Consider the following 26,879-nt stretch of genomic DNA (forward strand, 5'->3'; position numbering starts at 1 on the left):
GAAGTAAAAGCACCCTGCGAAAGCGTACGCCTCGCAGGGTGCCGGGGTGACCATCTCATTAAGTAACCCGCCGTAAGGGCGGAAAGGTGAATAAGCGTCGACATCGCAAATGAATGCGCATAAAACTTCAAAAACAAACATCAACCAACCATAAACCCCAAATAAACAAACGCCAGAAATTCATAAAGAACCCCCCGGCGCTCACAACATAACCCACGTCAACCAAACGGCCGCAACCCCTGCCTCATCCCAAACAGGAACAACAGCAGATCATGATCCGGCTCAGCCCGCCCCTGCTCTACCTTGGCCACCCGTGGCAACGGACACACCCCACCGACCTCAGCCTTGCTGAAGACCGTGGGCCGCGGCTGCTCCCAGGCCGCCGCCGCCGCCGTGGTCACTGCCAACGCCGCGACCAAGAATAAAGCTCGAGCGATTTCTAGTTTCATTGCTCTAAACCTTTGACCGCGCTGCCAAACGCCATTTGGTAAAAGTAGAGCAAGGTCTGCCATTCCGCCTCGTTGAACGACGAGTGGCGTCGCAACTGCCGCAGGTCGTTATAGGCCGCCCGCTGGCAACTGATCCGCCGCCGGCACTTCTCCAGGTCCAGCAAGGCCACTTCCACCCGTGCCTGCTCGCTCTCGCCCAGCACCTTGACGAACACGTGCTTGCCGTACAGGCAGCCATGCTGCCAATGCCCCAGGTGCATGCGCGCCAGGTTGTCCGCGAGGTCCTTGAGCATGCGCTCATGCACGGCCTGCGGGTAATGCTCACGGGCCCCGGAGGCATGCCAGGCATCGAGGTCGACGAAACCCTCGAGCGCCTCGCTGACCAGCAAGGCCCGCCACTGATGATCAGCGTCCCGCTCGGCCCCGGCATAGACGATCCGCGGTACCCTGACGCCCAGTTGCTCGAAACTGTTCAGTGCATCGAGTTCGCGCAACACCGTGGGGCGCCCGAACGGATGCAGCAGGCTGCGGTAGATGTGCCCGACCTGGCGTTTGGCATACAGCAGATGCCCCTCGCCGTCGCTCAGGCGCTGCACGCCACTCTCGCCGCCACGCCGCTGGTTGGGTTCCTCGACCCACTCTCCCTGCTGCTGCCAGTAAAAATCAAACTGCCTGGACTGATTCTGCGCTACCGCCATCACTCGTTACCCCTTGCGCAATACGTAAACTCGCCACATGGCATAGAACGGCAGAAAGTCGAGTCGTTCCTGAATTCTGAATCCTGCTGACACAAATTCTTCTTCAACTGTAGCCGCGGGTAACACGAAGCGGTTCTGATAGCCGTCCTGCGTCGTCCGCGCACTGCGCCTGGCTTCGAGCTTGCGGCGGCGCCAGGCCTTGAAATTGCCATCCACCCACAGCGAAAGGATCACGCTGTCTCGGCTAACCCTTTGAAATTCCGAAAGAATTTTCTTCCGATGGAGCGGATCGCCAATATGGTGGAACAAGCGCATGCAAAAAATGCTGTCGACCGCGTTATCCGGAAGGTCGATGGCGAACGCGGAAGTCTGCAAGGGGCGTACCCGCGCAACCACCTCTGGCGGTTGTGACGCACAGGCTGTCTCGATCATCGCCGCTGAATTGTCCGCGCCGATGATCACGCGGTTGGCCTTTTCCGCCAGCAGCGGCCAGAACCTTCCGGCGCCGCAGGGCAGGTCGAGCACCAGGCCAGGCTCACCGGCCAGCGCCAGGGCACGGCGGGCCAACTGCTCGTCACGCTGGTGGGACAAGCGCCGAGCCAGGCCATCCTGGTGCTTGAGGAAGTACTCCCGGGCGTGATTGCGGTCGTACTTGTCCGAGAATTCGAGTTTGATGGGGCTACGCATTGGACATCTCCTGACTCCAGTGCGCTCACCATAGGTACGCAAGCGTTGGAATCAGGTCATGTCGATGTGAAAAATCTGTCAGCACCAAATGCAGGTGTTACAGGAGGTTAATCGGGATCCAATAGCCCATCCTGGCTTTGACCGTCCTGCACCACTTTCGTGCCCTGGCTCAGGTCGACCTGGAAGCGGCAACCATGGGGCAAGGTCGCAGTCAAGGTGACGCGCCAACCCTGATCGTCACAGATGCGCTGCACCAGCGACAGGCCCAGGCCCAGGCCCTCGCCGCGGCGCTCGTCGCCACGCACGAACGGCCGGAACATCGCCTCGCGCTGCTCCTCCGGAATCCCCACGCCACTGTCCTCGACACAGAAGCCATTGGCCTCGAGACTCAGGCGAATGTAGCCACTGTCAGTGTAGTGCGCCGCGTTGCGCAGCAAGTTACCCATCACCGATTGCAGGAAGGTGGCGTTGTACAGCACCGGGCTGGCACTGACCCGCCCCTCGTAGTAAAGCGCCAAGCCCTTCTGTTCGATGGTGTCGCGCCATACACCGATCAGGTCGTCGCCCACCTCACGCAAGGTTGCCCGCGATGCGACGGCACCTTCATCGCGCTGTGCACGGGCCAACATCAGGAACGTCTTCACCAGTTCGCGCATTTCCTCGGTCGCCCGGGCGATGCGTTCAACCTGGCTGCGCGCGCGCCCATCAAGGCCGGGGTTCTCCATCAGCAACTCGCACGAGGTCGCCAGGACCATCAGCGGCGTGCGCAGCTCATGGCTGACGTCGCTGGTGAACAGCCGCTCACGGGTCAAGGCATCGCGCAGGCGCCCCAGGGTATCGTCGAAGGCGACTGCCAGCTGGCCGACCTCGTCCGCCGCGTAGTCCGGCGCCAACGGCGGCGCAAGGCCCAGCAACTGGTCACGGTGGCGGACCTGGCGCGCCAAGCGGATCACCGGCGCCATCACGCGCCGCGCCAGCAACCAACCAAGGATCACCGCAAGGGCCAGGCTGAGCACGAAGCCGACCACGACCACGGCGAACAACACCCGCTCGCGCTCCTCGAAATCGCTCTGGTCCTGCAGCAGCACATAACGCCGACCGTCGACAATCTCGACCATGGCATGATACGAGAGCTGGTCGCGAAACACCTCGTGGAAGCCGGCATCCAGGTGGCGCAGGTCCTTGGGCAACTCGAAGTCATCGCGCCCGCCGCTGAAATAGAACAACTGGTCGGGGCGTGGCCGATGGCTCCAGTCGCTGACGCTGTCCATGCGCAGCAGGCGTTGCAGATCACCGCCAAGCACCGACGAGATCAGGCGTTCCTCGACCAGGTGCACCGTGGCGACGATGCCGAAGGCGAAGGCCCCGGCCACCAGCGCGCTCATCAGCGCGAAAGCGATGATGATGCGCTGGGCAAGGCTCTGTTTAAACTCCATCGCGGCCCTCGGCGAGGCGATAGCCGACGCCATGGACGGTATGCAGCAGGGGTTTGTCGAACGGTTTGTCGATCACCTGGCGCAACTGGTGGACGTGACTGCGCAGGCTGTCGCTGTCCGGACAGTCGTCGCCCCACAAGGCTTCCTCCAGCACCTCGCGGCGCAATACATGGGGGCTCTTCTGCATCAACACGGCCAGCAGTTTCAGGCCGACCGGGTTGAGCTTGAGCAGGCGCCCCTGACGAGTCACCTCCAGGGTATCGAGGTCGTAGCTCAGGTCGGCGACCTGCAGGGTACGCCGACCACCACCCTGGGCGCGACGCAGCACCGCCTCGATGCGCGCCGCCAGCTCGGACAGCGCGAACGGCTTGAGCAGGTAGTCGTCCGCGCCCGAGCGGAAGCCTTGCAGGCGGTCGTCCAGCTGGTCGCGGGCGGTGAGCATGATCACCGGCGTGTCGCGCCGGGCATCCTCGCGCAGGCGCTTGCACAGCGTATAGCCATCGATGCCCGGCAACATGATGTCGAGCACGATCAGGTCGTAGTGTTCGGTCGCGGCCAGGTGCAACCCGGACAGGCCATCCTGGGCACAGTCGACGGTGTAGCCCTTCATGCCAAGGTAGTCGGCCAGGTTGGCCAGAATATCGCGGTTGTCTTCAACCAAAAGAATGCGCATCGAGGTCTCCTGTGCGGCGCTTCGCCGGGCGCGGCAGGCGCAGCTTACGTCCAATGCCCGCATGGTGCCATGCCCTGGCTCGAAATCACCGAACTTGACAGTTTTTTCACCGATCATTCACGCACACAGGATAGCGGGCAGCCGACAATGCACGGTCTTTTCCACCCTCTGGAGTCATCATGCAGTCATCCGTGCGCCCTCGCCCGATCAACCCGTGGCTGTACCTGGGCATCCCTTTCGTTACCGCCATGGCCTTGATCCTGCTCGAATGGACGCCGCTGGACATGGATGTGGCCAACCTGTTCTACGACCCGGCTGCCGGCCAGTTCATCGGTCGCCACAGCTACCTGCTGGAAAACATCCTGCATGACCGGGTCAAGCAGGGCGTAATCGTCTTCGGACTGCTGGCCGTGGTCGGTTTCGCCCTGAGCTTCGTCTGGCAACGGCTGGCGGGCTGGCGCCGTGAACTCGGCTGCCTGGTACTGGCGTTGGGGCTGTCGACGGCCTTCGTCACGCCGCTGAAGAAAGTTACCCAAGTGCAATGCCCGTGGAGCCTGACCCAATTCGGCGGCAAGGAGACCTACAGCAAGCTGCTGGAGCCACGCCCTGCGACCGACAAGCCCGGACTGTGCTGGCCAGGCGGGCATGCCGCGACCGGGTTCTGCCTGTTCGGCCTGTTCTTCATGCTGCGCGATCGCCGTCCGCGCCTGGCACGGGTGGCGCTCGCGGTAGCCCTCGTGGCTGGCGCGGGACTGTCGGTCGGACGGATGATGCAGGGCGCGCACTTCCTGTCACACAACGTATGGACGGCGGTGTTCTGCTGGTTGATCGGGCTGGGGTCGTATTACCTGGTGCTGTATCGCAGCGGGGCCGCCAGGGCCCCCGTGGCAGAACACAGCGCCGTTCGATGAACAATCGCGGGGCAAACCCATCCTTGCGATGACGCCAGAACAAACGAAAAAGCCCCGCACTAGGCGGGGCTTTTTCTGGGTACAGGGGGTAAGGCTGGCTTACATCATGCCGCCCATGCCACCCATGCCGCCCATGTCAGGCATGCCAGCAGCTGGCTTGTCTTCCGGCAGGTCGGCAACCATGGCTTCGGTGGTGATCATCAGACCGCCGATGGAAGCTGCGGCTTGCAGGGCCGAACGGGTGACCTTGGCTGGGTCCAGGATGCCCATCTCGATCATGTCGCCGTATTCACCGGTAGCGGCGTTGTAGCCGAAGTTGCCCGAACCTTGCTTGACCTTGTCAGCGACAACGCTTGGCTCGTCGCCGGCGTTGGCAGTGATCTGGCGCAGCGGGGCTTCGACGGCGCGACGCAGCAGGGCGATACCGACGTTCTGGTCTTCGTTGTCGCCTTTGAGGTTGGCAATGGCAGCCAGGGCGCGAACCAGGGCAACACCACCGCCAGGCACCACGCCTTCTTCGACGGCTGCACGGGTAGCGTGCAGGGCGTCTTCGACGCGGGCTTTCTTCTCTTTCATTTCGACTTCGGTGCCGGCACCGACCTTGATCACGGCAACACCGCCAGCCAGCTTGGCCAGACGCTCTTGCAGCTTCTCACGGTCGTAGTCCGAAGTGGTGTCGGCAACCTGGGCACGGATCTGGGTGACGCGGGCCTGGATGTCGGCTTCTTCGCCAGCACCGTCGATGATGGTGGTGTTTTCCTTGGACAGGATCACGCGCTTGGCGTTACCCAGGTGCTCCAGGGTGGCGGTTTCCAGGGACAGACCAATCTCTTCGGAGATCACGGTACCGCCGGTCAGGACGGCGATGTCCTGCAGCATGGCCTTGCGGCGGTCGCCGAAGCCCGGGGCCTTGACCGCGGCAACCTTGACGATGCCACGCATGTTGTTGACCACCAGGGTGGCCAGGGCCTCGCCCTCGACGTCCTCGGCAACGATCAGCAGCGGACGACCGGCCTTGGCAACGGCTTCCAGTACTGGCAGCAGCTCACGGATGTTGGAGATCTTCTTGTCGACCAGCAGCAGCAGCGCGCCTTCCAGCTCGGCAACCATGGTGTCCGGCTTGTTGACGAAGTACGGCGACAGGTAGCCACGGTCGAACTGCATGCCTTCTACGACAGACAGTTCGTTTTCCAGGCCCGAACCTTCTTCGACGGTGATCACGCCTTCTTTACCGACTTTTTCCATGGCTTCGGCGATGATTTCACCGATGGAGTTGTCGGAGTTGGCGGAGATGGTGCCGACCTGGGCGATGGCCTTGGAATCGGCGCATGGCTTGGACAGGTTCTTCAGCTCGGCGACGACGGCGGCGGTGGCCTTGTCGATACCGCGCTTGAGGTCCATCGGGTTCATGCCGGCGGCAACGGCCTTCAGGCCTTCGTTGACGATGGCCTGGGCCAGGACGGTGGCGGTGGTGGTGCCGTCACCGGCGGCGTCGTTGGCCTTGGAAGCGACTTCCTTGACCAGCTGGGCGCCCATGTTCTCGAAGGCGTCCTTGAGCTCGATCTCTTTGGCGACGGAAACGCCGTCCTTGGTGATGGTCGGCGCGCCGAAGCTCTTGGCCAGGACCACGTTGCGGCCTTTCGGGCCCAGGGTCGCTTTTACCGCGTCAGCCAGAACGTTGACACCAACCAGCATTTTCTTACGGGCGGAATCGCCGAATTTTACGTCTTTAGCAGCCATGATCGTTTAATCCTTGAAATTCTTTGGAGTAACGGGAAGTCGGGGAAATCAGGCTTCGATAACGGCCAGGATTTCGTTCTCGGCCATGACCAGCAGGTCTTCGCCGTCGACTTTCACGGTGTTGCTGCCCGAGTAAGGGCCGAAAACCACTTTGTCACCCACTTTCACGGCCAGCGCGCGTACTTCGCCGTTGTCCAGGATACGACCGGTGCCGACGGCAACGACTTCGCCGCGGTTTGGTTTTTCAGCGGCCGAACCCGGCAGGACGATACCGCCAGCGGTTTTCGATTCTTCTTCGCTGCGACGGATGACGACGCGGTCATGCAGAGGACGAAGCTTCATTGTCGATCTCTCCCAAATTGTGGTTTTCATCGGCCGGTGTCGACACCGGCGGGTTGATTCGATCCGGCGTTGCCGGGGGTGGTCCGCACAGGGCGAACCACCTATGTCATGTCTGGTGTCGCCACCAGAAACCTTGCGGTGACACATACATGAGGCCGCTAAAAACAATTACAAGGCTTGCGCGGAAAATTTTTCAAAACGTCATCGTGGAAGCGGGCCTGTCCCGCGATGAGCCCAACCCAGAGGCCATCGCGGGACAAGCCCGCGCCCACGAAAAATCGGTGTTATTTGTCGCGACGCTCGTACTCGCCCTCGATCACGTTCGGACGATGGCCGCCATCGCGGGGCTGCGCCTGGAACGGATCATCCTGGAACGCGCGCTGGCGCAGAGCCTGTTCCTCGGCGCGGCGACGCAGCCGACCGGCCACCAGGCGACGGGTGAACGGCAGCAGGCAGAGCAGGCCCAGCACATCGCTGATGAAGCCCGGCAGCAGCAACAGGCCGCCACCGACGGTGAGCATCAGGCCCTGGAACATGTCCTCAGCCGGCAACTCGCCGCGCTGCAGGCTTTCCCGGGCACGCAGGGCAGTGGCCAGGCCGGCAACGCGCATCACCAACACACCCAGGGCGGAACCGGCGATGATCAGCAGCAGCGCCGGGAAGAAACCGATGGCCGCGCTGACCTTGACGAAGACGAACAGCTCCAGCACGGGGAAAAGCAGTAACAGCAGTAGAAAAGCACGCATCAAGGGTTCCTCGACGGAAGAGAATCTTCCTGTAAGACCATCAAATGGATGCCTCGACGCCTGTTTTCAACCCTCGACGCTTTCCGCAACCGGCCACTGGTCAGCGCGGGCCAGAAAAACCAAGGCTTCACGGACATGTGTCGGCGTGTTGCAGGTGCTCGGGAACGCCAGCCAGTATACCGCCTGGCCGATACGCAGATGCATGCCTTCGCTGTCGATACCAACCATTTCGGCCGGCGCCGTGCGCGGCAGGTCGGTCAGTTCGACGTAATGGGCGATGGCATTGGCGTGGTCGCTATTCATGTGCTCGATCATGCTGGCCTCGGCCTTGCCCGCAAAGGGATTGCTCAGGGTCACCTGGTCGAGCCAGTGGATCGCGCCGAAGCCACCGATGTAGCGGTGGCGTACCGGCTCGAGCACCCAGAAATCGAAGTCGTGGGCCTTGTGGTAGTTGGCCGATTCAGGGAAGTACCGGTAGTAGCGGGCCGCGGCAGCCTCGATGGCCGCTTCGTCGGTCAGCTTGCGCGCCTCGGCCATCACCGTCAGGCGCCCGACCGCCTGCACGTCCTCGGCGTCGCGCTCGCCCACCAGCAGTGAACACTTCGGATCTTTCTGCAGGTTGTGGGTGTGCTGGGCGATACGGCTTATGAGGATCAGCGGATGGCCCTCGGCGTCCAGGCAGTAAGGCACCACCGAACCGAAGGGATAGCCGGGCATGGACTTGGAGTGAGTCGAGAGGACGCCGCGGTACTCCTTGAGCAGCAGTTCCCGGGCGGGGCGAAGGGCGTTGGTACTCACTGGAAAGGCTCCTGACGACGGACTGGATGGGTGACAAGATAAGCATTATCACCCGCCGCTGCCACTGGGCCTGCTGCCGTGTAGATCTACGCATATCCCTGAGCGGCCTTGTGTCGCGATAGGGCCGCAACGCGGCCCCGGCAATGTCTGCCTAGTCGCTGAGATCCTGGGGCCGCTGCGCAGCCCTATCGCGACACAAGGCCGCTCCTACACCAAAAGCACGCTGCCGACTTACCAGGTAACGCCGAACCCTGCGGTATAGCGAGTCTTGTCCAGGTCGCTGTCGCTCGTGCCCTTGATCAGGTCCTTCTCCGCCTTGAGGTTGAGCGAAGCCCACTCGGTCACCTTGTAGCGCAGCCCCATCTCGGCATCCAGCGAGTAGTCGGCCACGCCGCCCAGCGGCTTGCCGAATTCGCCATTGGTGAAGAACTCCACTTTCTTGCCGATCAGGTAGCGGTTGTAGTCCCACTTCACGGCGGCGGAATAGAAGTTGTCCTTGCCACCGTCGCGGTACTCGAAATCGGTGCGGTTGATCAGCGAACCCAGCGAGAACGCACCCAGTTCGTCATCCCAGAACTGATAGCCCGGGCCGGTACCGATGGTGCGCTGGCGCGCCAGGTCCTCGATATGATCGCGCTTGTACTCCAAGCGCCCCTGCCAGAACCACTTCTCGGTAATGAAGCGGTCCAGGGCGTACTCGGCGCTCCAGTTGTTGGTGGTGGTGACGTCGTCCTTGGTCTCGCGGTTGTACTCGCCCTCGGCGTTGTGCCGCCAACGGCCATGGCGGGCGGTGGTCTTGAAGCTGACGTCGTAGTCGTCGCTGTCGGTCTCGGCACGCTTGTAGTCCATCGCCACATCGACATTACCCTTCCACAGGAAGTCCTCGACCAGCGGTCGCGGCTTCATGATCTGCTCGATGCTGGCCAGCTCGACGGTCTTCGGCGCATCGCCGTTGGCCAGAGTCACCTTGCCCGGCTCGGCGGCCTTGAGCGACTTGGCCTTCTCGCCGGAGTAGGCGTCCTGCTTGACCAGCAGTTCCCGATCGCTCTCCAGTGTCTGCACCTGTTTCCAGTCCAGAGCGATCGAGCCGCCATAGGGCGTCTCCAGCAACAGCTTGCCGCCGTCGAAGACCTTGATCTTGCCGCTCAGGCGGTCACCGTTCTTCATCCACACGGTGTCGGCGAGCACAGGGGTACAGAGCGACGCGGCGATGAGGCAAAGCAGGGTTCTAGAAGACATAAGCGCAATTTGGGTTCGATTCGACGAAAAAGCCGGGCATTATCCAGATACCGACAACCTGAGCAAGGACAGACCCAGACCATGCCGATGAGTTCCGCTCGCATTTGCCCGGACCGCCTGCCCGGTTTCATTCACAGGCCAAATACCCCTTGACCTCGACGCCACCGCCCGCTGTGCCGGAGGATGCCGAGGCCCGACGAATGGCACTGTACTCGGTGCTGGGCCAAGTCCCCGCCGGCAAGGTGGTCAGCTATGGGCAATTGGCCGAACTGGCCGGCCTCGGCCGCGCGGCGCGCTGGGTCGGACGCACCCTAGGGCAGCTGCCGGCGGACACCCGCCTGCCCTGGCACCGGGTGCTGGGTGCCGGTGGCCGACTGAGCCTTGCCCTGGGCACGCCATCGGGCGACGAACAACGCGCCCGCTTGCGCGCAGAAGGCGTGAATGTGGCCAATAATCGTGTGGATATGGCACGCCATGGCTGGCGTCCAATGGAGCACAGCGGTTAGAGTGCGCGCTTTGTTTTCGCAAACCTTGAGGCAGATGTTGGCCCATGCCCCGTAAAACCTGGCGCGCTGCGCTCGCTGCCTATGCCAGCCCGTCAACTTTGGTGCTTTTGCTGCTCGGATTCGCCGCCGGCCTGCCGTATATGCTGGTGTTCTCGACGCTTTCGGTCTGGCTGCGCGAGGCGGGTGTGGCGCGTGAGACCATCGGCTATGCCAGCCTGATCGGCCTGGCCTACGCCTTCAAGTGGGTCTGGTCGCCGCTGCTCGACCAATGGCGCCTGCCGCTGCTCGGTGGCATGGGCCGTCGTCGTTCGTGGCTGCTGCTGTCCCAGGTGCTGGTGGTGCTCGGGCTGGTCGGCATGGGCTTCTGCGACCCGCAGAAACACCTGTCGTGGCTGATCGCCCTGGCGGTGCTGGTGGCCTTCGCCTCGGCCACCCAGGACATCGCCGTCGACGCCTACCGCCTGGAGATCGCCGACGACCAGCGCCAGGCCGCCCTGGCCGCCAGCTACATGGCCGGCTACCGGGTCGCCGCCCTGCTCGCCACCGCCGGTGCGCTGTTCTTCGCCGAGTGGTTCGGTTCCACCGGGTTCAGCTACCTGCACGAGGCCTGGACCGGTACTTACGTGCTGTTCGGCGTGCTGATGCTGCCCGCGCTGTTCACCACCTTGGTGATGCGCGAACCGCCGGTGCCCCTGCGCACCCAGCTGTCGGCGGCCCGCTACGGGTTGATGCACCAACTGGCCTCGGTGTTCGTGCTGATCATCCTGCTGGTCTCGGTGCCGGCCAGCTTCACCCAGCTGTTCAACACCGACTGGGCCAGCGTGGTGTTCGGCGACTCGTCCATGCTCGACCTGTTGCTCGAAGACCGTGCTTTCCTGCGCCTGATCCTCTATGTGCTGCTGACCTGGGCATGCCTGTCGTCCCTGGGCCGCCGCGGCCTGGCGCCGGTGCTCACGCCGGTCAACGACTTCATCACGCGCTACCGCTGGCAGGCCCTGCTGCTGCTCGGGCTGATCGCCACCTACCGCATGTCCGACACGGTGATGGGCGTGATGGCCAACGTGTTCTACATCGACATGGGTTTCACCAAGGACCAGATCGCCAGCGTCAGCAAAATCTTCGGCCTGATCATGACCCTGGTGGGCGCCGGTGCCGGTGGCCTGCTGATCGTGCGCTTCGGCATCCTGCCGATCCTGTTCATCGGCGGCGCGGCCTCGGCGGCGACCAACATCCTGTTCCTGATGCTGGCCGACATGGGCCCGAACCTGGAAATGCTGGTGGTGACCATCTCGCTGGACAACTTCAGTTCGGGGCTGGCCACATCGGCCTTCGTCGCCTACCTGTCGAGCCTGACCAACCTGAAGTTCTCGGCCACCCAGTACGCGCTGCTGAGCTCGATCATGCTGTTGCTGCCGCGTTTGATCGGTGGCTATTCCGGGGTGATGGTGGAGAAGTTCGGCTACCACGACTTCTTCCTGATCACCGCGCTGCTTGGCGTGCCGACGCTTGTGCTGATCGCCCTGCACTGGCGGCAGGAGGTGGGTCGGGGAAAGCCGGTGCCGGTGGAGAGTCCGGCGGCTGAACAAAACTAGGCCTTCTCCGGCCTGATCGCGGGGCAAACCCGCTCCCACATATTCAGCCTGAATGACTGACTGCGTGGGAGCGGACTTGCCCCGAGATGTTTCTACTGGGTCACAGCCCCTTTCCCCGAACGTCCGCCTACCACGAACCACAGCGGCCACAGCGCCAGCGCGCCCGCCACGCCTGCGGCCAGGGCGAAGTGCATCAGGCTCGCACCCGCGCCGAGCATCGCCAACACCGCGCCGCCCAGCCCCAGCAAGGCGATGGTGATCATCCCCAGCATCGCCGATACCAGCCCCTTGCTCTGTTCGCTGGAGAACAGCGTCATGCGGTACAGCACGGCGTTGGCCACGCCCAATCCCAGCGCATACAGCGACATGCCGGCCACCACGCTGGGCACCGTCGGCCGATACCAGGTCGCCGCAACCATCAGCGACAGCCCTGCCAGGTATGGCCACAGGGCCCCGCGCACCAGTGACGGCAGCGGATAGCGATCAGCGATTCGATTGATGATCAGGTTGCCCAGGATCAGCCCGCCGAACACCGGCAGCTGCCATAGCGAGTATTCCAGGGTGCTCAGGCCCTCGTCATGGATCAGCAGCACCGGAGACAGGCCGATCCAGCCGATCAGCGGCAGCCCCACCAACCCCAGCGCCGCACTGCCGGCCACAAAGCGCCGATTGCCCAGCAACTGACCGTAGCCTGCCAGCAATGGCAGCAGGTGGATGGGCGTGAACGGCAGGCGCGAACCGTCGCGACGCTCCACCCCCAGGGTTTCGGGCATCAGCCGGTAGAGCAGCAGCCAGCACAGCACCGCGCCCGCGGCAAACGCCACGAACAGCCAGCGCCAGTCCAGCCACTGCAGCATCAGGGTGCCCACCAGCGGGCCGAGCAGTGGCGACAACAGGGCGATATTGGCCAGCAGGGCCATCATGCGCACCGCGTCGGCCTCGCTGAAAGCCTCGTTGAGCGCCGGGTAACTGACTGTGACCACAAAACCCAGGCCGATGCCCTGCAACAGGCGCAACAGGTTGAACAAGCCGATGTCCTGCACCCAGAAGGTCGCCAGGCACGCCAGGCCGAAGAAGATGCAGCCGCCCAGCAGCAACGGGCGCCGGCCGTAGCGATCCGCCAGCGGGCCGATCAGCCATTGCAGCAGCACTCCGCCCAGCAGATAGAGGTTAAGGGCGTGGGGAATGTACTCGGTGCTGGCCTGAAGGTCGCCGACCACCACCGGCATGGCGGGCATGACCGCGTCGCTGGCGAGGTAGGTCAGCAATTCGAACAGTGCCAGGGTCAGACCGAACAGCAAGGCGCGCAAGGGGGTGATATACAGCAAAGGTTTCATGGCGGACATCGGGGTTTAAGGCAGGATCAGGGTATATGCCAGATATGGCAGCGCCTGGCTGTGAACAAGTGTAAAAGAACGGGGCCGCTTCGCGCCCATCGCCGGCAAGCCGGCTCCCACAGGGATTGCACATCACCTGAAAGGGTCCGCCTGTCGGCCCCCGCCAACCGCTCTGGAACCTCTATTCCCCACAGATGTTGCGTGGTTAAGCGCCCGGGCCGGTGCTATGATCCTGCCCTCGCGTCGCAAAGAGTACAAACTCGCCGACGCTCATCAGGCCACCCGTGAGGCCTGGCGCAAACCGCAAACAGACCTGAATCAGGAGATCCACCATGGCTTTTGAATTGCCGCCGCTGCCGTACGCCCACGATGCCCTGCAGCCGCACATCTCCAAGGAAACCCTGGAGTTTCACCACGACAAGCACCACAACACCTATGTCGTGAACCTGAACAACCTGGTCCCAGGCACCGAATTCGAAGGCAAGACCCTGGAAGAGATCGTCAAGAGCTCTTCGGGCGGCATCTTCAACAACGCAGCCCAGGTCTGGAACCACACCTTCTACTGGAACTGCCTGTCGCCAAACGGCGGCGGCCAGCCAACCGGCGCCCTGGCTGACGCCATCACCGCCGCGTTCGGTTCGTTCGACAAGTTCAAGGAAGAGTTCACCAAGACTTCGGTCGGCACCTTCGGCTCCGGCTGGGGCTGGCTGGTGAAGAAGGCCGACGGTTCCCTGGCCCTGGCCAGCACCATCGGCGCCGGCTGCCCGCTGACCAGCGGCGACACCCCGCTGCTGACCTGCGACGTCTGGGAACACGCCTACTACATCGACTACCGCAACCTGCGTCCGAAGTACGTCGAGGCCTTCTGGAATCTGGTCAACTGGGCCTTCGTTGCCGAGCAGTTCGAAGGCAAGACCTTCAAGGCCTGATTGTTCGCCTTGAATGCAAAAGACCCGGCCTGAGTGCCGGGTTTTTTGTTGCCCGGCAGGATGCCGTCGCATTCGGCAACGACATACCTGACAGAAATATTTGCAACCGATCCGCGCGCTCTTGCTCAGACCGCATAGCGCGCTAACATCAACCATCTGGAAAGTTGACGCAGCGCACTCAAGTCGCATGACCGCTCGACCGATACAGAGCCAAGGGCATTTCCATCAACGGACGGGTTGCCTGACGGGGTCACGGGCCGATAGTCTCTCGCCATGGTTGATGGCAAAATAATGGCATGCGCATGGATTAAGGAAACCCCATTGAAGCTGGAATTTCGAAACAGCTTATCGGTCAAGCTGCTGAGGGTGGTACTGCTCTCGGCGCTGGCTGTCGGCGTCGTACTCAGCTGTGCGCAGATCGTCTATGACGCCTACAAGACCCGCCAGGCGGTGAACAACGATGCCCAGCGCATCCTCGACATGTTCCGCGACCCATCGACCCAGGCGGTGTACAGCCTCGACCGGGAAATGGGCATGCAGGTGATGGAAGGCCTGTTCCAGGACGAGTCGGTGCGCATGGCCTCCATCGGCCACCCCAACGAAACCATGCTGGCGGAAAAGTCACGGCCGCTGCAGGACATGTCCATGCGCTGGCTGACCGACCTGATCCTCGGCCAGGAGCGCACCTACACCACGCAACTGGTCGGCCGTGGCCCTTACAGCGAGTATTATGGCGACCTGAGCATCACCCTCGACACCTCCTCCTACGGCGAGGACTTCCTGATCAATGCCGTGATCATCTTCATCTCCGGCGTGCTGCGCGCCCTGGCCATGGGCCTGGTGTTGTACCTGGTGTACCACTGGCTGCTGACCAAGCCGCTGTCGAAGATCATCGACCACCTGACCCAGATAAACCCCGACCGCCCCAGCCAGCACCAGATTCCGCAACTCAAGGGCCACGAGCGCAATGAGCTGGGCCTATGGGTCAACACCGCCAACCAACTGCTGGCCTCCATCGAGCGCAACACCCACCTGCGCCACGAGGCCGAGAACAGCCTGCAGCGCATGGCCCAATACGACTTCCTCACCGGCCTGCCCAACCGCCAGCAGTTACAGCAGCAGCTGGACAAGATCCTGGTGGACGGCGGCCGCCTGCAGCGCCGTGTCGCCGTGCTGTGCGTGGGCCTGGACGACTTCAAGGGCATCAACGAGCAGTTCAGCTACCAGGTCGGCGACCAGTTGCTGCTGGCCCTGGCCGACCGCCTGCGCGCCCACAGCGGGCGGCTCGGCGCCCTGGCTCGCCTGGGCGGCGACCAGTTCGCCCTGGTCCAGGCCAACATCGAGCAACCCTATGAAGCCGCCGAGCTGGCCCAGAGCATCCTCGACGACCTCGAAGCGCCCTTCGACCTCGACCAACAGCAGATCCGCCTGCGCGCCACCATCGGTATCACCCTGTTCCCCGAGGACGGCGACAGCACCGAGAAGCTCCTGCAGAAGGCCGAGCAGACCATGACCCTGGCCAAGGCCCGCTCGCGCAACCGCTATCAGTTCTACATTGCCAGCGTCGACAGCGAGATGCGCCGCCGTCGCGAATTGGAAAAAGACCTGCGCGAGGCCCTGTCACGCAACCAGCTGTACCTGGTGTACCAGCCGCAGATCAGCTACCGAGACCACCGTGTGGTCGGCGTAGAAGCGCTGCTACGCTGGCAGCATCCGGAGCTGGGCATGGTCCCGCCCGACCAGTTCATCCCGCTGGCCGAGCAGAACGGCAGCATCATCGGTATCGGTGAATGGGTGCTCGACCAGGCCTGCCGGCAGCTGCGCGAATGGCACGACCAGGGCTTCAGCGAGCTGCGCATGGCGGTCAACCTGTCCACGGTGCAACTGCACCACAACGAGCTGCCGCGGGTGGTCAACAACCTGCTGCAGGCCTACCGTCTGCCACCGCGCAGCCTGGAGCTGGAAGTCACCGAGACCGGCCTGATGGAAGACATCAGCACCGCCGCCCAGCACCTGCTGAGCCTGCGCCGTTCGGGCGCCTTGATCGCCATTGACGACTTCGGCACCGGCTATTCCTCGCTCAGCTACCTGAAGTCGCTGCCGCTGGACAAGATCAAGATCGACAAGAGCTTCGTTCAGGACCTGCTTGACGATGACGACGACGCCACCATCGTTCGCGCCATCATCCAACTGGGCAAGAGCCTGGGCATGCAGGTGATCGCCGAAGGCGTGGAAACCGTCGAACAGGAGAGCTACATCATCGCCCAGGGCTGCCACGAGGGTCAGGGCTACCATTACAGCAAGCCATTGTCGGCACGCGAACTGACCAGCTTCCTCAAACAGGCACAACGCAACCAGGTTTCCGCCCTTTAAGCCCAGCCAGCCTTGGCGGTGCACCTTGAACGGGCGTTTGCATGAAATGCACGCCCGCCCCTTTACAGCAAATGCAAATCTTTCGCATGATGTATTGGTTTCGCGTGCCACGGCGCACGGTCCAACCACACCACGCAGGAAACCAACAATGATTCGAATGCCTCTGGCCTCCGCCAGTCTGCTGGCCATCGCCATCGCTCTCGCCGGTTGCGGCGAAGGCAAGGACGACAAGGCCGCCGCACCGCAAGCCCAGGCACCTGCCGCCGCCAGCACCACCGCCGCGGCGCCGGGGGCTGTCGATGAGGCGGCCGCCAAGGCTGTGGTCAAGCACTATGCCGAAATGGTCCATGCCGTGTACAGCGACTCGCTGAGCACCGCCAAACAACTGCAGACCGCCGTCGACGCGTTCCTGGCCAAGCCCGACGAGCAGACCCTGAAAGCCGCCCGTGATGCCTGGGTCGCCTCGCGCGTGCCGTACCTGCAGAGCGAAGTGTTTCGCTTCGGCAACACCATCATCGACGACTGGGAAGGCCAGGTGAACGCCTGGCCCCTGGACGAAGGCCTGATCGACTACGTCGACAAGAGCTACGAGCACGCCCTGGGCAACCCGGCGGCCAACGCCAACATCATCGCCAACACCGAGATCCAGGTCGGCGAAGACAAGATCGATGTCAAGGACATCACCCCCGAGAAACTCGCCACCCTCAACGAACTGGGCGGCTCCGAAGCCAACGTCGCCACCGGCTACCACGCCATCGAGTTCCTGCTCTGGGGTCAGGACCTCAATGGCACCGGCCCTGGCGCGGGCAACCGTCCGGCATCCGACTACCTGGAAGGCAAGGGCGCCACGGGCGGCCACAACGACCGTCGCCGCGCCTACCTGAAAGCGGTCACCGACCTGCTGGTCAAGGACCTCGAAGAGATGGTCGGCAACTGGGCGCCGAACGTCGCCGACAATTACCGCGCCACCCTCGAAGGCGAGCCGGCCAACGACGGCCTGCGCAAGATGCTGTTCGGCATGGGCAGCCTGTCGCTGGGCGAACTGGCCGGCGAGCGCATGAAGGTCTCGCTGGAAGCCAACTCGCCGGAAGACGAGCACGATTGCTTCAGCGACAACACCCACTACTCGCACTTCTACGACGCAAAGGGCATCCGCAACGTCTACCTGGGCGAGTACACCCGTGTCGACGGCACCAAGCTGAGCGGCCCGAGTCTGTCGTCACTGGTGGCCAAGGCCGACCCGGCCACCGACGCCACCCTCAAGGCCGACTTGGAAGCCACCGAGGCCAAGATCCAGGTGATCGTCGACCACGCCCTCAAGGGCGAGCACTACGACCAGCTGATCGCCGCCGACAACGCCGCCGGCAACCAGATTGTGCGTGATGCCATCGCCTCGCTGGTCAAACAGACCGGCGCGATCGAACAGGCCGCTGGCAAGCTGGGCATCGACAACCTGAACCCGGATACCGCCGATCACGAGTTCTGATCAGCGTCGCAGTTCAGCAGAGGCGGCCTTCGGGCCGCCTTTTTGTTTTCCAGCAGCACCACTGCTCCTACAGGTACGGAACTCGCCGATAACGGCCAACTGACAGTGATTTCATCCAGCAATTGCAAATTGCTCTTATTCAAACACCCCCAGCCTGATAAGCTTGCACGCCGGTTTTTCGCCCATGCCCAGGATCCTCGATGTCCTTGCTCCGCCTAAGCCCCCTGCTCTTGGCCTTCGCCCTCGCCGCCTGTGACGACGCCCCGCGCTTCACCCAGGCCGAGCCCGGCGAAGCCCTCTCCGGCGGCAAGGCCACGGTGCAACGCAGCGACCGCAACGCCTATTCGCTGCCCTCGGCCAACCTGACGCCCGAGCGGCGCCTGGATTTCGCCGTGGGCAACAGCTTTTTCCGCAATCCCTGGGTAATCGCCCCCTCCACCACCACCGCCCGCGATGGCCTCGGCCCATTGTTCAACACCAACGCCTGCCAGAACTGCCACGTGCGCGACGGTCGAGGCCATCCGCCGGAGCCGGGCGACAGCAACGCGGTGTCGATGCTGGTGCGCCTGTCGATCCCCGACCAGCCCTACTACGCCCGCGAAATCGAACGCCTGGGTGTGGTTCCCGAGCCGGTCTACGGCACCCAGCTGCAGGACATGGCCATCCCCGGCGTGGCCCCGGAAGGCAAGGTGCGGGTGAGCTACGACAAGCACAGCGTCACCTTCAAGGATGGCCACCAGGTCGAACTGCGCCGCCCGACGCTGCAGATCACCCAGCTCGGCTATGGCCCGCTGCACCCGGACACTCGCTTTTCGGCCCGGGTCGCCCCGCCGATGATCGGCCTGGGGCTGCTCGAGGCCATCCCCGAAGCCGACCTGCTGGCCAACGAAGATCCGGACGACCTCAACCGCGATGGCATCCGCGGCCGCGCCAACCGGGTATGGGACGACGCCCAGGGCAAGACCGTGGTCGGCCGCTTCGGCTGGAAGGCCGGGCAGCCCAACGTCAACCAGCAGAACGTGCACGCATTTGCCGGCGACATGGGCCTGACCACCACCCTGATGCCGAAGGACGATTGCACCGCCGCGCAGGTCGATTGCCTGGCCGCGCCGAACGGTGACGGTCAGGACGGCGAGAAGGAAGTCAGCGACAACATCCTGCGCCTGGTCACCTTCTACACCCGCAACCTCGCCGTGCCGGCCCGACGCAAAGTGGATACGCCCGAAGTGCTGGCGGGCAAGAACCTGTTCTACCAGGCCGGCTGCCAGGGCTGCCACACCCCGCAGTTCACCACCGCCGCCGATGCGTCCGAACCGGAACTGGCCGGCCAGGTGATCCGTCCCTATAGCGACCTGCTGCTTCACGACATGGGCCCGGGCCTGAGCGATGAACGCACCGAGTTCGCCGCCAATGGCCAGGACTGGCGCACCCCGCCACTGTGGGGCATCGGCCTGAGCGAGACCGTCAGCGGCCACAGCCAGTTCCTCCACGACGGCCGCGCCCGCAACCTGCTTGAAGCCGTGCTCTGGCACGGTGGCGAGGCCCAGGCGGCGCGCGATCACGTGTTGACCTTCAATGCCGAGCAGCGCGCCGCGCTGCTGGCGTTCCTGAATTCCCTTTAAACCGCACAAGGAGCCGGGCATGTTCCGACCCAAACTGTTGTTCACCAGCCTCGCCGCACTTGCCCTCGGCGCCTGCTCGCCGCAAGATCCGCAGGCGGTGACCTCCGCTGCCATCGCCAAGCAAGTGATCCTGCCGACCTACAGCCGCTGGGTCGAGGCCGACCGGCAGTTGGCCGCCAGCGCCTTGGCCTACTGCGAAGGCAAACAGTCCCTGGAGACCGCCCGCACCGACTTCCTCCACGCCCAGAAGGCCTGGGCCGAACTGCAGCCATTGCTGGTCGGCCCGCTGGCCGAGGGCAACCGCCCGTGGCAGGTGCAGTTCTGGCCGGACAAGAAGAACCTGGTCGGCCGCCAGGTCGAGCAGTTGGTCAACGGCGAACAGGCGGTCACCGCCGAGTCGCTGGGCAAGGCCAGCGTGGTGGTGCGTGGCCTGTCGGCCTACGAATACATCTTGTTCGACAGCAAGCCGGACATCGCCAGCGCCGAGCAGAAAGCCCGCTACTGCCCGCTGCTGGTGGCCATCGGCGAACACCAGAAGGCCCTGGCCGAGGAAATCCTCAAGGGCTGGAACAGCACCGACGGCATGCTGTCGCAGATGACCAAGTTCCCCAACCAGCGCTACGCCGACTCCCACGAGGCGATCGCCGACCTGCTGCGGGCCCAGGTCACCGCCCTGGACACCCTGAAGAAGAAACTCGGCGCGCCGATGGGCCGCCAGAGCAAGGGGATCGCGCAGCCGCTGCAGGCCGAGGCCTGGCGCAGCCACTCGTCGATCAAGAGCCTGGAAGCCTCGCTCAAGGCCGCCCAGACGGTCTGGGTCGGGGTCGACAACCAGGGCCTGCGCGGCCTGCTGGGCAAGGATCAGGCGGCACTGGCGCAAAAGATCGACGACGCCTACGCTGCGGCGATCAAGCTGCTGGCCGACAACCAGAAGACCTTGGGCGAACTGCTGGCCGACGACGCCGGCAAGCAGACCCTCAACCAGATCTACGACGCACTCAACGTCGTCCACCGCCTGCACGAAGGCGAGCTGGCCAAGGCGTTGAACATCCAGCTGGGCTTCAATGCCAACGACGGTGACTGATCATGCTGCGACGCCAGGCCCTGAAACTCGGTAGCGTGTTGCTCAGCGCCCTGACCCTGGGCGGCTGGAGCCTGTTCCGCGGCAAAGGCAGCGAACCGTTGCTGCTGTCGGCGCGCGACGACAGCGACGGCAAGCACTACGCCGTGGGCTTTCGCCTGGACGGCACCCAGGTGTTCAGCACCCAGGTGGCCCAGCGTTGCCATGCGATCATCAACCACCCGACGCTGCCGATCGCCTTGTTCGTCGCGCGCCGCCCCGGTACCGAGAGCTACCTGGTCGACCTGCGCGACGGCCGGCTGCTGCAGACCCTCGCCTCGCAACCGCAGCGGCACTTCTACGGCCATGCGGTGATCCACAAGGACGGCGAGTGGCTGTACACCACCGAGAACGACACCACCGACCCCGGTCGCGGCGTGCTGGGCGTCTATCGGTTCGAAGGCGAACGTCTGGTGCACAGCGGCGAGCTTTCCACCCACGGCATCGGCCCCCATGAGGTGGCCTGGCTGCCCGATGGCGAAACCCTGGTGGTGGCCAACGGCGGTATCCGCACCGAGGCCGAAAGCCGGGTGGAGATGAACCTCGACGCCATGGAGCCGAGCCTGGTGCTGATGCAGCGCGACGGCACCCTGTTGAGCAAGGAGACCCTGGCCCAGCAGATGAACAGCGTGCGCCACCTGGCGGTGGGCGACGATGGCACCATCGCCGCCTGCCAGCAGTTCATGGGCGGCTCCGAGGAGACCGCCGAGCTACTGGCGATCAAGCGTCCGGGCGAGCCGTTCAAGGCCTTCCCGGTGCCGGAGCGCCAGCTGCAGTCGATGGCCCAGTACACCGCCAGCGTCGCCATCCACAGCGACCTGCGCCTGGTGGCCTTGACCGCGCCACGGGCCAATCGCCTGTTCATCTGGGATCTGGACAGCGGCGCGGTGAAGCTCGATGCACCGATGCCCGATTGCGCCGGGGTCGGGGCGGTGAAGGATGGCTTCGTCGTTACCTCCGGGCAGGGGCGTTGCCGGTTCTACGATTGCCGCAAGGCAGAGCTGATCGGCCAGCCGATGAACCTGCCTTCAGGCTTCTGGGATAACCACCTGCATCTGGTCTGATTTGTCGTAAAAGCTATCGCGGTACAAGTCGCACCGCCGCTCCCACGTCCTGACGCGTGAGCGGCGGTGCGCCGATGCGACTTGCACCGCGATTTGGCCGGCACACGTTTGTCCCTCCTCTTTTCCAGAAAACCGACAATACTTTCCCTCACCGCACGTGGGCCGGATTGCCCGAGGTCGTGCCCGATAAATAACAAACCCACCTCCAGGGAACCGGACCATGTTGCGCCGCCGCATGCTGATCATGTTGGCCGTCGTCCTGCTGATCGTATTGATCCTGGGGGGCATCAAGGCCTTTTCCATCTACAAGCAGGTGCAGATGTTCTCGCAGCCCCGGCCGCCGGTCAGCGTGGCCGCGGCCCAAGCCGAGCAGCGCCAATGGCAGGAGCGCCTGCCAGCGGTTGGCAGCCTCAAGGCCTATCAGGGCGTGGAACTGAGTCTGGAAGTTGCCGGTACCGTGAAGTCGCTGCACTTCGAATCCGGGCAACAAGTGAAAGCCGGCCAGTTGCTGCTGCAACTGGACAGCGACCAGGAAACCGCCCTGCTCGGCACTGCGCAGGCCGACCTGGGGCTGGCCAAGGTCGACTTCGGCCGGGGTAGCCAGCTGGTCGGCGATTCGGCCATCTCCCGCGGCGAGTTCGACCGCCTGACCGCCCAGTACCGGCGTAACCAGGCAGTGGTCGAACAGCTCAAGGCCTCGCTGGCGAAAAAGAGCATCAGCGCCCCGTTCAGCGGCACCATCGGCATTCGTCAGGTGGACGTCGGCGCCTACCTGGCCAGCGGTACGGTGATCGCCACCCTGCAGGACCTGTCCAGCCTCTATGTCGACTTCAATGTGCCCGAGCAGGCGCTGCCGCACCTGAGCCTGGGCCAGCGAGTACTGGCCCAAGTGGCCGCCTACCCCGACCAGACCTTCTCCGCCAGCCTCAGTGCGATCAACCCCAAGGTCGAGGAAAGCACCCGCAACCTGCTGGTCCGCGCCACCCTGGCCAACCCCGAAGGCAAGCTCCTGCCGGGCATGTTCGCGAGCCTTCAAGTGCTGTTGCCCGACCCGCAGCCGCTGGTGGTGGTGCCGGAGAACGCCATCACCTATACCCTCTACGGTAATTCGGTGTACCGGGTCAGCGAGAAAAAGGGCGAGGACGGCCAGCCCCAGCGTGACGCCAACGGCCAGCCAAAGCTGATTGCCGAACAGCTCACCGTGCAGACGGGCGAGCGCCGTGAAGGCTGGGTCGTGGTGCTCAAGGGGCTGCAGGCCGGCGATCAGGTGGTCACTGCCGGCCAGCTCAAACTGAGCCCCGGCGCGGCGATCCGCATCAGCGCCGACAACGCCCTCAAGCCCGCCGCGCCCGGCGCGAAGTGAACGGGAGGCGGCCATGGCGTTCACCGACCCGTTCATCCGCCGCCCGGTGCTGGCCTGCGTGGTCAGCCTGCTGATCCTGCTGCTCGGCCTGCAGGCTTGGAACAAGCTGCAGATCCGCCAGTACCCGCAGATGGAAAACGCACTGATTACCGTCACCACCGCCTACCCCGGGGCCAATGCCGAAACCATCCAGGGCTATATCACCCAACCCTTGCAGCAGAGCCTGGCCAGCGCCGACGGCATCGACTACATGACCTCGGTGAGCCGGCAGAACTTTTCGGTGATCTCGGTCTATGCGCGAATCGGCGCCGACACCGACCGTCTGTTCACCCAGTTGCTGGCCAAGGCCAACGAGGTGCGCAACAAGCTGCCCCAGGACTCCGAGGACCCGGTGCTGAGCAAGGAGGCCGCCGATGCCTCAGCGCTGATGTACATCAGCTTCTACAGCGACGAAATGAGCAACCCGCAGATCACCGACTACCTGTCCCGGGTCATCCAGCCCAAGCTGGCCACGCTGCCCGGCATGGCCGAGGCCGAGATCCTTGGCAACCAGGTGTTCGCCATGCGCATCTGGATCGACCCGGTGAAGCTGGCCGGCTTCGGCCTGTCGGCGGTGGACGTGACCAACGCCGTGCACCGCTACAACTTCCTATCCGCCGCCGGTGAGGTGAAGGGCCAGTACGTGGCCACCAGCATCAACGCCACCACCGAGCTGAAATCCGCCGAGGCCTTTGCCGCCCTGCCGGTCAAGACCAGTGGCGACAGCCGGGTGTTGCTGGGCGATGTGGCGCGGGTGGAAATGGGCGCGGAAAACTACGACACGGTCAGTTCGTTCGACGGCACGCCGTCGGTGTACATCGGCATCAAGGCCACGCCGGCAGCCAACCCGCTGGAGGTGATCAAGGAGGTGCGGCGGATCATGCCGCAGCTCGAAGAGGCGCTGCCCGCCAGCCTCAAGGTGTCCATCGCCTACGACGCCACCCTGTTCATCCAGGCGTCCATCGACGAAGTGATCAAGACCCTCGGCGAAGCGGTGCTGATCGTCATCGTCGTGGTGTTCCTGTTCCTCGGCGCCCTGCGTTCGGTGGTGATCCCGGTGGTGACCATCCCGCTATCGATGATCGGCGTGCTGTTTTTCATGCAGATGATGGGCTACTCGCTGAACCTGCTGACGCTGCTGGCCATGGTGTTGGCCATCGGCCTGGTGGTGGACGACGCGATCGTCGTGGTGGAGAACATCCACCGTCATATCGAGGAGGGCAAGTCGCCCTTCGACGCAGCCCTGGAAGGTGCCCGCGAGATCGCCCTGCCGGTGGTGTCGATGACCATCACCTTGGCCGCGGTGTACGCGCCCATCGGTTTTCTCACCGGGTTGACCGGTGCCCTGTTCAAGGAGTTTGCCCTGACCCTGGCCGGGGCGGTGGTCATTTCCGGCATCGTCGCCCTCACACTGTCACCGATGATGTGCGCCCTGCTGCTGCGCCACGAGCAGAACCCCAGCGGCCTGGCCCATCGCCTGGACCTGATCTTCGACGCGCTCAAGGTGCGCTACCAGCGCCTGCTGCACGGCACCCTGAACAGCCGCCCGGTGGTGCTGGTGTTCGCCGTGCTGATTCTGTGCCTGATCCCGGCCTTGCTGATGTTCACCCGCACCGAACTGGCGCCGGAGGAAGACCAGGGGGTGATCTTCATGATAAGCAGCTCGCCGCAGACCGCCAACCTGGACTACCTCAACGCCTACACCGACCAGTTCACGCCGATCTTCAAGCGCTTCCCCGAGTACTACTCGTCGTTCCAGATCAACGGTTTCAACGGTGTGCAGAGCGGGATCGGTGGCTTCCTGCTCAAGCCCTGGAACGAGCGCGAGCGCACGCAGATGCAGTTGTTGCCGCTGGTGCAGGCCGAGCTTGAGCAGATTGGCGGGCTGCAGATCTTCGGCTTCAACCTGCCGTCGCTGCCCGGCACCGGCGAGGGCCTGCCGTTCCAACTGGTGATCAACACCGCCGGTGACTACCCAGCCCTGCTGGAGGTGGCCCAGCGGGTCAAGGAACGCGCCCAGGCGTCGGGCAAGTTCGCTTTCCTCGACATCGACCTGGCCTTCGATAAACCCGAGGTGGTGATCGACATCGACCGCGCCAAGGCGGCGCAGATGGGGGTGTCGATGGACACCCTGGGCAGCACCCTGGCGACCCTGCTGGGCGAGGCCGAGATCAACCGCTTCACCCTGGAGGGGCGCAGCTACAAGGTCATCGCCCAGGTCGAGCGCCCTTACCGGGCCAATCCTGGCTGGCTGAACAACTACTACGTGAAGAACGAGCAGGGCCAGCTGCTGCCGCTCGCGACCCTGATCACCCTCAGCGACCGTGCCCGGCCGCGCCAGCTCAACCAGTTCCAGCAGTTGAACTCGGCGATCATCCAAGGGGTGCCGCTGGTGAGCATGGGCGAGGCCCTGGAAACCGTGCGCGCCATCGCTCGCGAGGAGGCGCCCGAGGGCTTCTCGCTGGACTATGCCGGGACGGCGCGGCAGTTCGTCCAGGAGGGCAGTGCGTTGTGGGTGACCTTCGGCCTGGCGCTGGCGATCATCTTCCTGGTGCTGGCGGCGCAGTTCGAGAGTTTCCGGGATCCGCTGGTGATTCTGGTAACGGTGCCGTTGTCGATCTGCGGGGCGTTGTTGCCGTTGTTCCTGGGGGTTTCGAGCATGAACATCTATACCCAGGTGGGGTTGGTGACCCTGATCGGGCTGATCACCAAGCACGGGATTCTTATTGTCGAGTTTGCCAATCAGCTACGGGACGAGCGAGGGCTTGGGGTGCGGGAGGCGATCGAGGAGGCCGCCGCGATTCGCCTGCGGCCTGTGCTGATGACCACGGCGGCCATGGTGTTTGGCATGGTGCCCCTGATTTTGGCCTCCGGGGCCGGGGCGGTCAGCCGGTTTGATATCGGGATGGTGATTGCTACCGGGATGTCGGTTGGGACGCTGTTTACGCTGTTTGTTTTGCCTTGCATTTATAGTGTTTTGGCGCATAAGGGGGGGCACGGTATTGTTGATGTTCGCGGGTGATTTGCTTTGGTTTTTTATGCGCATTCGTAGAATATACCGACATTTAGTCACCTTTTCGCCTTTACGGCGACCTACTTTTCTCTAGGGAAAAGTAGGCAAACCGTTCCGCTCCGTTCATCCGGCCCTGCGCTTCGCTCCGGGGTTCCCTCGCTCCTGAAGTCGCAATTGGCGGTGCCTGAACTGTCGCGCGCTTAGAAGCAAGAGCAAGAACAGGAAAATGCGAAGTTTACTGTTTGAAAATTAGTTATATATTGGCTGTTCCGGCCTATCGCGGGCTTGCCCCGCGAAACAATCGAGAGATTAATTCCGCTTCAACTAGCGACAGCTGCGCCAGTCCAGTCGCCGCCCGTAACTTCGCGACTTCAGGAGGCCGAACGCAGGTCTTGCGAAGGGAGGTGACGGGCATGGATGCCCGTCAAGCGCTGCGCCCCAGGATGGGGCGTTCAGCGCGGTCCTCCCGGGAGCAAGGCCGGAGTGAGGGAACCCGGAGCGAAGCGCAGGGCCGGATGAATGGAGCGAGGATTTTTTGGTTCCTTTTTGATCCTTCAAAAAGGGACCCGCCGTAAGGGCGGAAAGGTGAATAAGCGTCGACATCAAAAATGAATGCGCGAGGGTGTCAGAAATTTTGTGTTCGGGCATAACATGAGTAAGAGGTGCATGTATGCCAACCAAAAAGAAACCCTTGCGTGACCTGCCCAAAATCCCCA

Annotated in this window: 22 protein-coding genes; 11 read left to right on the forward strand and 11 right to left on the reverse strand. The window is 63.6% G+C overall.

The features are described from left to right. Positions 1-218: 218 nt before the first annotated feature. The 5 genes from AC25ND_RS26040 to colR form a co-directional block, all read right to left on the reverse strand. Positions 219-449: a hypothetical protein gene (locus AC25ND_RS26040; RefSeq protein ID WP_028689699.1), complete on the reverse strand. Its 231-nt coding sequence runs from the start codon at positions 447-449 to the stop codon at positions 219-221. Beyond that, the gene (locus tag AC25ND_RS26045) at positions 446-1,147 is read right to left on the reverse strand and encodes a lipopolysaccharide kinase InaA family protein (RefSeq protein WP_062364489.1); all 702 of its coding nucleotides are present in this window, start codon (positions 1,145-1,147) and stop codon (positions 446-448) included. Before AC25ND_RS26045 ends, AC25ND_RS26040 begins: the two co-directional genes overlap by 4 nt. A 6-nt stretch (positions 1,148-1,153) precedes the next feature. Next, complete coding sequence (locus tag AC25ND_RS26050; protein WP_028689697.1) at positions 1,154-1,834, reverse strand: class I SAM-dependent methyltransferase; 681 nt, start codon at positions 1,832-1,834, stop codon at positions 1,154-1,156. 107 nt (positions 1,835-1,941) lie between these two features. After that, complete coding sequence (locus AC25ND_RS26055; RefSeq protein ID WP_069017179.1) at positions 1,942-3,270, reverse strand: sensor histidine kinase; 1,329 nt, start codon at positions 3,268-3,270, stop codon at positions 1,942-1,944. Continuing rightward, the gene (gene colR / locus AC25ND_RS26060; protein ID WP_028689695.1) at positions 3,260-3,943 is read right to left on the reverse strand and encodes a two-component system response regulator ColR; all 684 of its coding nucleotides are present in this window, start codon (positions 3,941-3,943) and stop codon (positions 3,260-3,262) included. The genes AC25ND_RS26055 and colR overlap by 11 nt, the downstream gene beginning before the upstream one ends. Positions 3,944-4,122: 179 nt before the next feature. On the opposite strand from colR, the gene AC25ND_RS26065 reads away from it, so the two are divergent. Beyond that, positions 4,123-4,854 carry a phosphatase PAP2 family protein gene (locus AC25ND_RS26065; RefSeq protein WP_028689694.1) on the forward strand — a complete coding sequence of 244 codons (732 nt, stop codon included), beginning with the start codon at positions 4,123-4,125 and terminating at the stop codon, positions 4,852-4,854. 99 nt (positions 4,855-4,953) lie between these two features. Here the strand turns inward: AC25ND_RS26065 and groL are convergent, their stop codons facing one another. The 5 genes from groL to AC25ND_RS26090 all read right to left on the reverse strand — a co-directional run bounded on the left by groL (position 4,954) and on the right by AC25ND_RS26090 (position 9,719). Next, entirely contained in the window at positions 4,954-6,594 is a 1,641-nt protein-coding gene (gene groL, locus AC25ND_RS26070) for a chaperonin GroEL (RefSeq protein ID WP_028689693.1), read from the reverse strand. A gap of 48 nt (positions 6,595-6,642) precedes the next feature. Then, complete coding sequence (locus AC25ND_RS26075) at positions 6,643-6,936, reverse strand: co-chaperone GroES (RefSeq protein ID WP_028689692.1); 294 nt, start codon at positions 6,934-6,936, stop codon at positions 6,643-6,645. A 284-nt stretch (positions 6,937-7,220) separates the two neighbouring features. Continuing rightward, the gene (locus AC25ND_RS26080; protein WP_028689691.1) at positions 7,221-7,682 is read right to left on the reverse strand and encodes an FxsA family protein; all 462 of its coding nucleotides are present in this window, start codon (positions 7,680-7,682) and stop codon (positions 7,221-7,223) included. A gap of 66 nt (positions 7,683-7,748) precedes the next feature. Next, on the reverse strand, positions 7,749-8,480 hold the full coding sequence (locus AC25ND_RS26085; RefSeq protein WP_062364491.1) for a HugZ family pyridoxamine 5'-phosphate oxidase: 732 nt from the start codon (positions 8,478-8,480) through the stop codon (positions 7,749-7,751). A 231-nt stretch (positions 8,481-8,711) separates the two neighbouring features. Beyond that, positions 8,712-9,719 (reverse strand): DUF481 domain-containing protein, encoded by a 1,008-nt coding sequence (locus AC25ND_RS26090; RefSeq protein WP_062364493.1) that lies wholly within the window; start codon positions 9,717-9,719, stop codon positions 8,712-8,714. A gap of 200 nt (positions 9,720-9,919) precedes the next feature. Between AC25ND_RS26090 and AC25ND_RS26095 the strand changes: the two genes are divergently transcribed. Beyond that, the gene (locus AC25ND_RS26095) at positions 9,920-10,225 is read left to right on the forward strand and encodes an MGMT family protein (RefSeq protein WP_050703864.1); all 306 of its coding nucleotides are present in this window, start codon (positions 9,920-9,922) and stop codon (positions 10,223-10,225) included. Positions 10,226-10,269: 44 nt separating this feature from the next. Beyond that, positions 10,270-11,817, forward strand: a complete 1,548-nt coding sequence (locus AC25ND_RS26100) for an AmpG family muropeptide MFS transporter (RefSeq protein WP_028689687.1) — start codon at positions 10,270-10,272, stop codon at positions 11,815-11,817. 92 nt (positions 11,818-11,909) lie between these two features. Here the strand turns inward: AC25ND_RS26100 and AC25ND_RS26105 are convergent, their stop codons facing one another. Continuing rightward, positions 11,910-13,154: an MFS transporter gene (locus tag AC25ND_RS26105; RefSeq protein WP_186597324.1), complete on the reverse strand. Its 1,245-nt coding sequence runs from the start codon at positions 13,152-13,154 to the stop codon at positions 11,910-11,912. A 332-nt stretch (positions 13,155-13,486) separates the two neighbouring features. On the opposite strand from AC25ND_RS26105, the gene AC25ND_RS26110 reads away from it, so the two are divergent. The 8 genes from AC25ND_RS26110 (at position 13,487) to AC25ND_RS26145 (ending at position 26,172) form a co-directional block, all read left to right on the forward strand. Next, positions 13,487-14,083 carry a superoxide dismutase gene (locus tag AC25ND_RS26110; RefSeq protein ID WP_028689685.1) on the forward strand — a complete coding sequence of 199 codons (597 nt, stop codon included), beginning with the start codon at positions 13,487-13,489 and terminating at the stop codon, positions 14,081-14,083. 321 nt (positions 14,084-14,404) lie between these two features. Next, positions 14,405-16,456 carry a putative bifunctional diguanylate cyclase/phosphodiesterase gene (locus AC25ND_RS26115; RefSeq protein ID WP_062364497.1) on the forward strand — a complete coding sequence of 684 codons (2,052 nt, stop codon included), beginning with the start codon at positions 14,405-14,407 and terminating at the stop codon, positions 16,454-16,456. Positions 16,457-16,604: 148 nt separating this feature from the next. Then, positions 16,605-17,942: an imelysin family protein gene (locus AC25ND_RS26120; RefSeq protein WP_028689675.1), complete on the forward strand. Its 1,338-nt coding sequence runs from the start codon at positions 16,605-16,607 to the stop codon at positions 17,940-17,942. Positions 17,943-18,142: 200 nt separating this feature from the next. Beyond that, complete coding sequence (locus tag AC25ND_RS26125) at positions 18,143-19,564, forward strand: di-heme oxidoreductase family protein (protein WP_028689674.1); 1,422 nt, start codon at positions 18,143-18,145, stop codon at positions 19,562-19,564. Positions 19,565-19,583: 19 nt separating this feature from the next. After that, on the forward strand, positions 19,584-20,648 hold the full coding sequence (locus AC25ND_RS26130) for an imelysin family protein (RefSeq protein WP_028689673.1): 1,065 nt from the start codon (positions 19,584-19,586) through the stop codon (positions 20,646-20,648). A 2-nt stretch (positions 20,649-20,650) separates the two neighbouring features. Next, on the forward strand, positions 20,651-21,748 hold the full coding sequence (locus tag AC25ND_RS26135; protein WP_028689672.1) for a DUF1513 domain-containing protein: 1,098 nt from the start codon (positions 20,651-20,653) through the stop codon (positions 21,746-21,748). 220 nt (positions 21,749-21,968) lie between these two features. After that, a complete protein-coding gene (locus AC25ND_RS26140; RefSeq protein WP_236247780.1) occupies positions 21,969-23,111 on the forward strand; it encodes an efflux RND transporter periplasmic adaptor subunit in 1,143 nt (380 codons plus the stop codon). Between the two features lie 13 nt (positions 23,112-23,124). After that, positions 23,125-26,172, forward strand: coding sequence for a multidrug efflux RND transporter permease subunit (locus AC25ND_RS26145; protein ID WP_486976674.1), 3,048 nt, complete (start codon positions 23,125-23,127; stop codon positions 26,170-26,172). Positions 26,173-26,879: the final 707 nt, after the last annotated feature.

The organism is Pseudomonas sp. P110(2024), assembly GCF_057480795.1.

What these genes read in the sequence shown, in the direction of transcription:
- AC25ND_RS26040 (WP_028689699.1), bottom strand. Translation starts at nt 449, where the DNA reads ATGAAACTAGAAATCGCTCGAGCTTTATTCTTGGTCGCGGCGTTGGCA.
- AC25ND_RS26045 (WP_062364489.1), bottom strand. Translation starts at nt 1,147, where the DNA reads ATGGCGGTAGCGCAGAATCAGTCCAGGCAGTTTGATTTTTACTGGCAG.
- AC25ND_RS26050 (WP_028689697.1), bottom strand. Translation starts at nt 1,834, where the DNA reads ATGCGTAGCCCCATCAAACTCGAATTCTCGGACAAGTACGACCGCAAT.
- AC25ND_RS26055 (WP_069017179.1), bottom strand. Translation starts at nt 3,270, where the DNA reads ATGGAGTTTAAACAGAGCCTTGCCCAGCGCATCATCATCGCTTTCGCG.
- colR (WP_028689695.1), bottom strand. Translation starts at nt 3,943, where the DNA reads ATGCGCATTCTTTTGGTTGAAGACAACCGCGATATTCTGGCCAACCTG.
- AC25ND_RS26065 (WP_028689694.1), top strand. Translation starts at nt 4,123, where the DNA reads ATGCAGTCATCCGTGCGCCCTCGCCCGATCAACCCGTGGCTGTACCTG.
- groL (WP_028689693.1), bottom strand. Translation starts at nt 6,594, where the DNA reads ATGGCTGCTAAAGACGTAAAATTCGGCGATTCCGCCCGTAAGAAAATG.
- AC25ND_RS26075 (WP_028689692.1), bottom strand. Translation starts at nt 6,936, where the DNA reads ATGAAGCTTCGTCCTCTGCATGACCGCGTCGTCATCCGTCGCAGCGAA.
- AC25ND_RS26080 (WP_028689691.1), bottom strand. Translation starts at nt 7,682, where the DNA reads ATGCGTGCTTTTCTACTGCTGTTACTGCTTTTCCCCGTGCTGGAGCTG.
- AC25ND_RS26090 (WP_062364493.1), bottom strand. Translation starts at nt 9,719, where the DNA reads ATGTCTTCTAGAACCCTGCTTTGCCTCATCGCCGCGTCGCTCTGTACC.
- AC25ND_RS26095 (WP_050703864.1), top strand. Translation starts at nt 9,920, where the DNA reads ATGGCACTGTACTCGGTGCTGGGCCAAGTCCCCGCCGGCAAGGTGGTC.
- AC25ND_RS26100 (WP_028689687.1), top strand. Translation starts at nt 10,270, where the DNA reads ATGCCCCGTAAAACCTGGCGCGCTGCGCTCGCTGCCTATGCCAGCCCG.
- AC25ND_RS26105 (WP_186597324.1), bottom strand. Translation starts at nt 13,154, where the DNA reads ATGAAACCTTTGCTGTATATCACCCCCTTGCGCGCCTTGCTGTTCGGT.
- AC25ND_RS26110 (WP_028689685.1), top strand. Translation starts at nt 13,487, where the DNA reads ATGGCTTTTGAATTGCCGCCGCTGCCGTACGCCCACGATGCCCTGCAG.
- AC25ND_RS26120 (WP_028689675.1), top strand. Translation starts at nt 16,605, where the DNA reads ATGATTCGAATGCCTCTGGCCTCCGCCAGTCTGCTGGCCATCGCCATC.
- AC25ND_RS26125 (WP_028689674.1), top strand. Translation starts at nt 18,143, where the DNA reads ATGTCCTTGCTCCGCCTAAGCCCCCTGCTCTTGGCCTTCGCCCTCGCC.
- AC25ND_RS26130 (WP_028689673.1), top strand. Translation starts at nt 19,584, where the DNA reads ATGTTCCGACCCAAACTGTTGTTCACCAGCCTCGCCGCACTTGCCCTC.
- AC25ND_RS26135 (WP_028689672.1), top strand. Translation starts at nt 20,651, where the DNA reads ATGCTGCGACGCCAGGCCCTGAAACTCGGTAGCGTGTTGCTCAGCGCC.
- AC25ND_RS26140 (WP_236247780.1), top strand. Translation starts at nt 21,969, where the DNA reads ATGTTGCGCCGCCGCATGCTGATCATGTTGGCCGTCGTCCTGCTGATC.
- AC25ND_RS26145 (WP_486976674.1), top strand. Translation starts at nt 23,125, where the DNA reads ATGGCGTTCACCGACCCGTTCATCCGCCGCCCGGTGCTGGCCTGCGTG.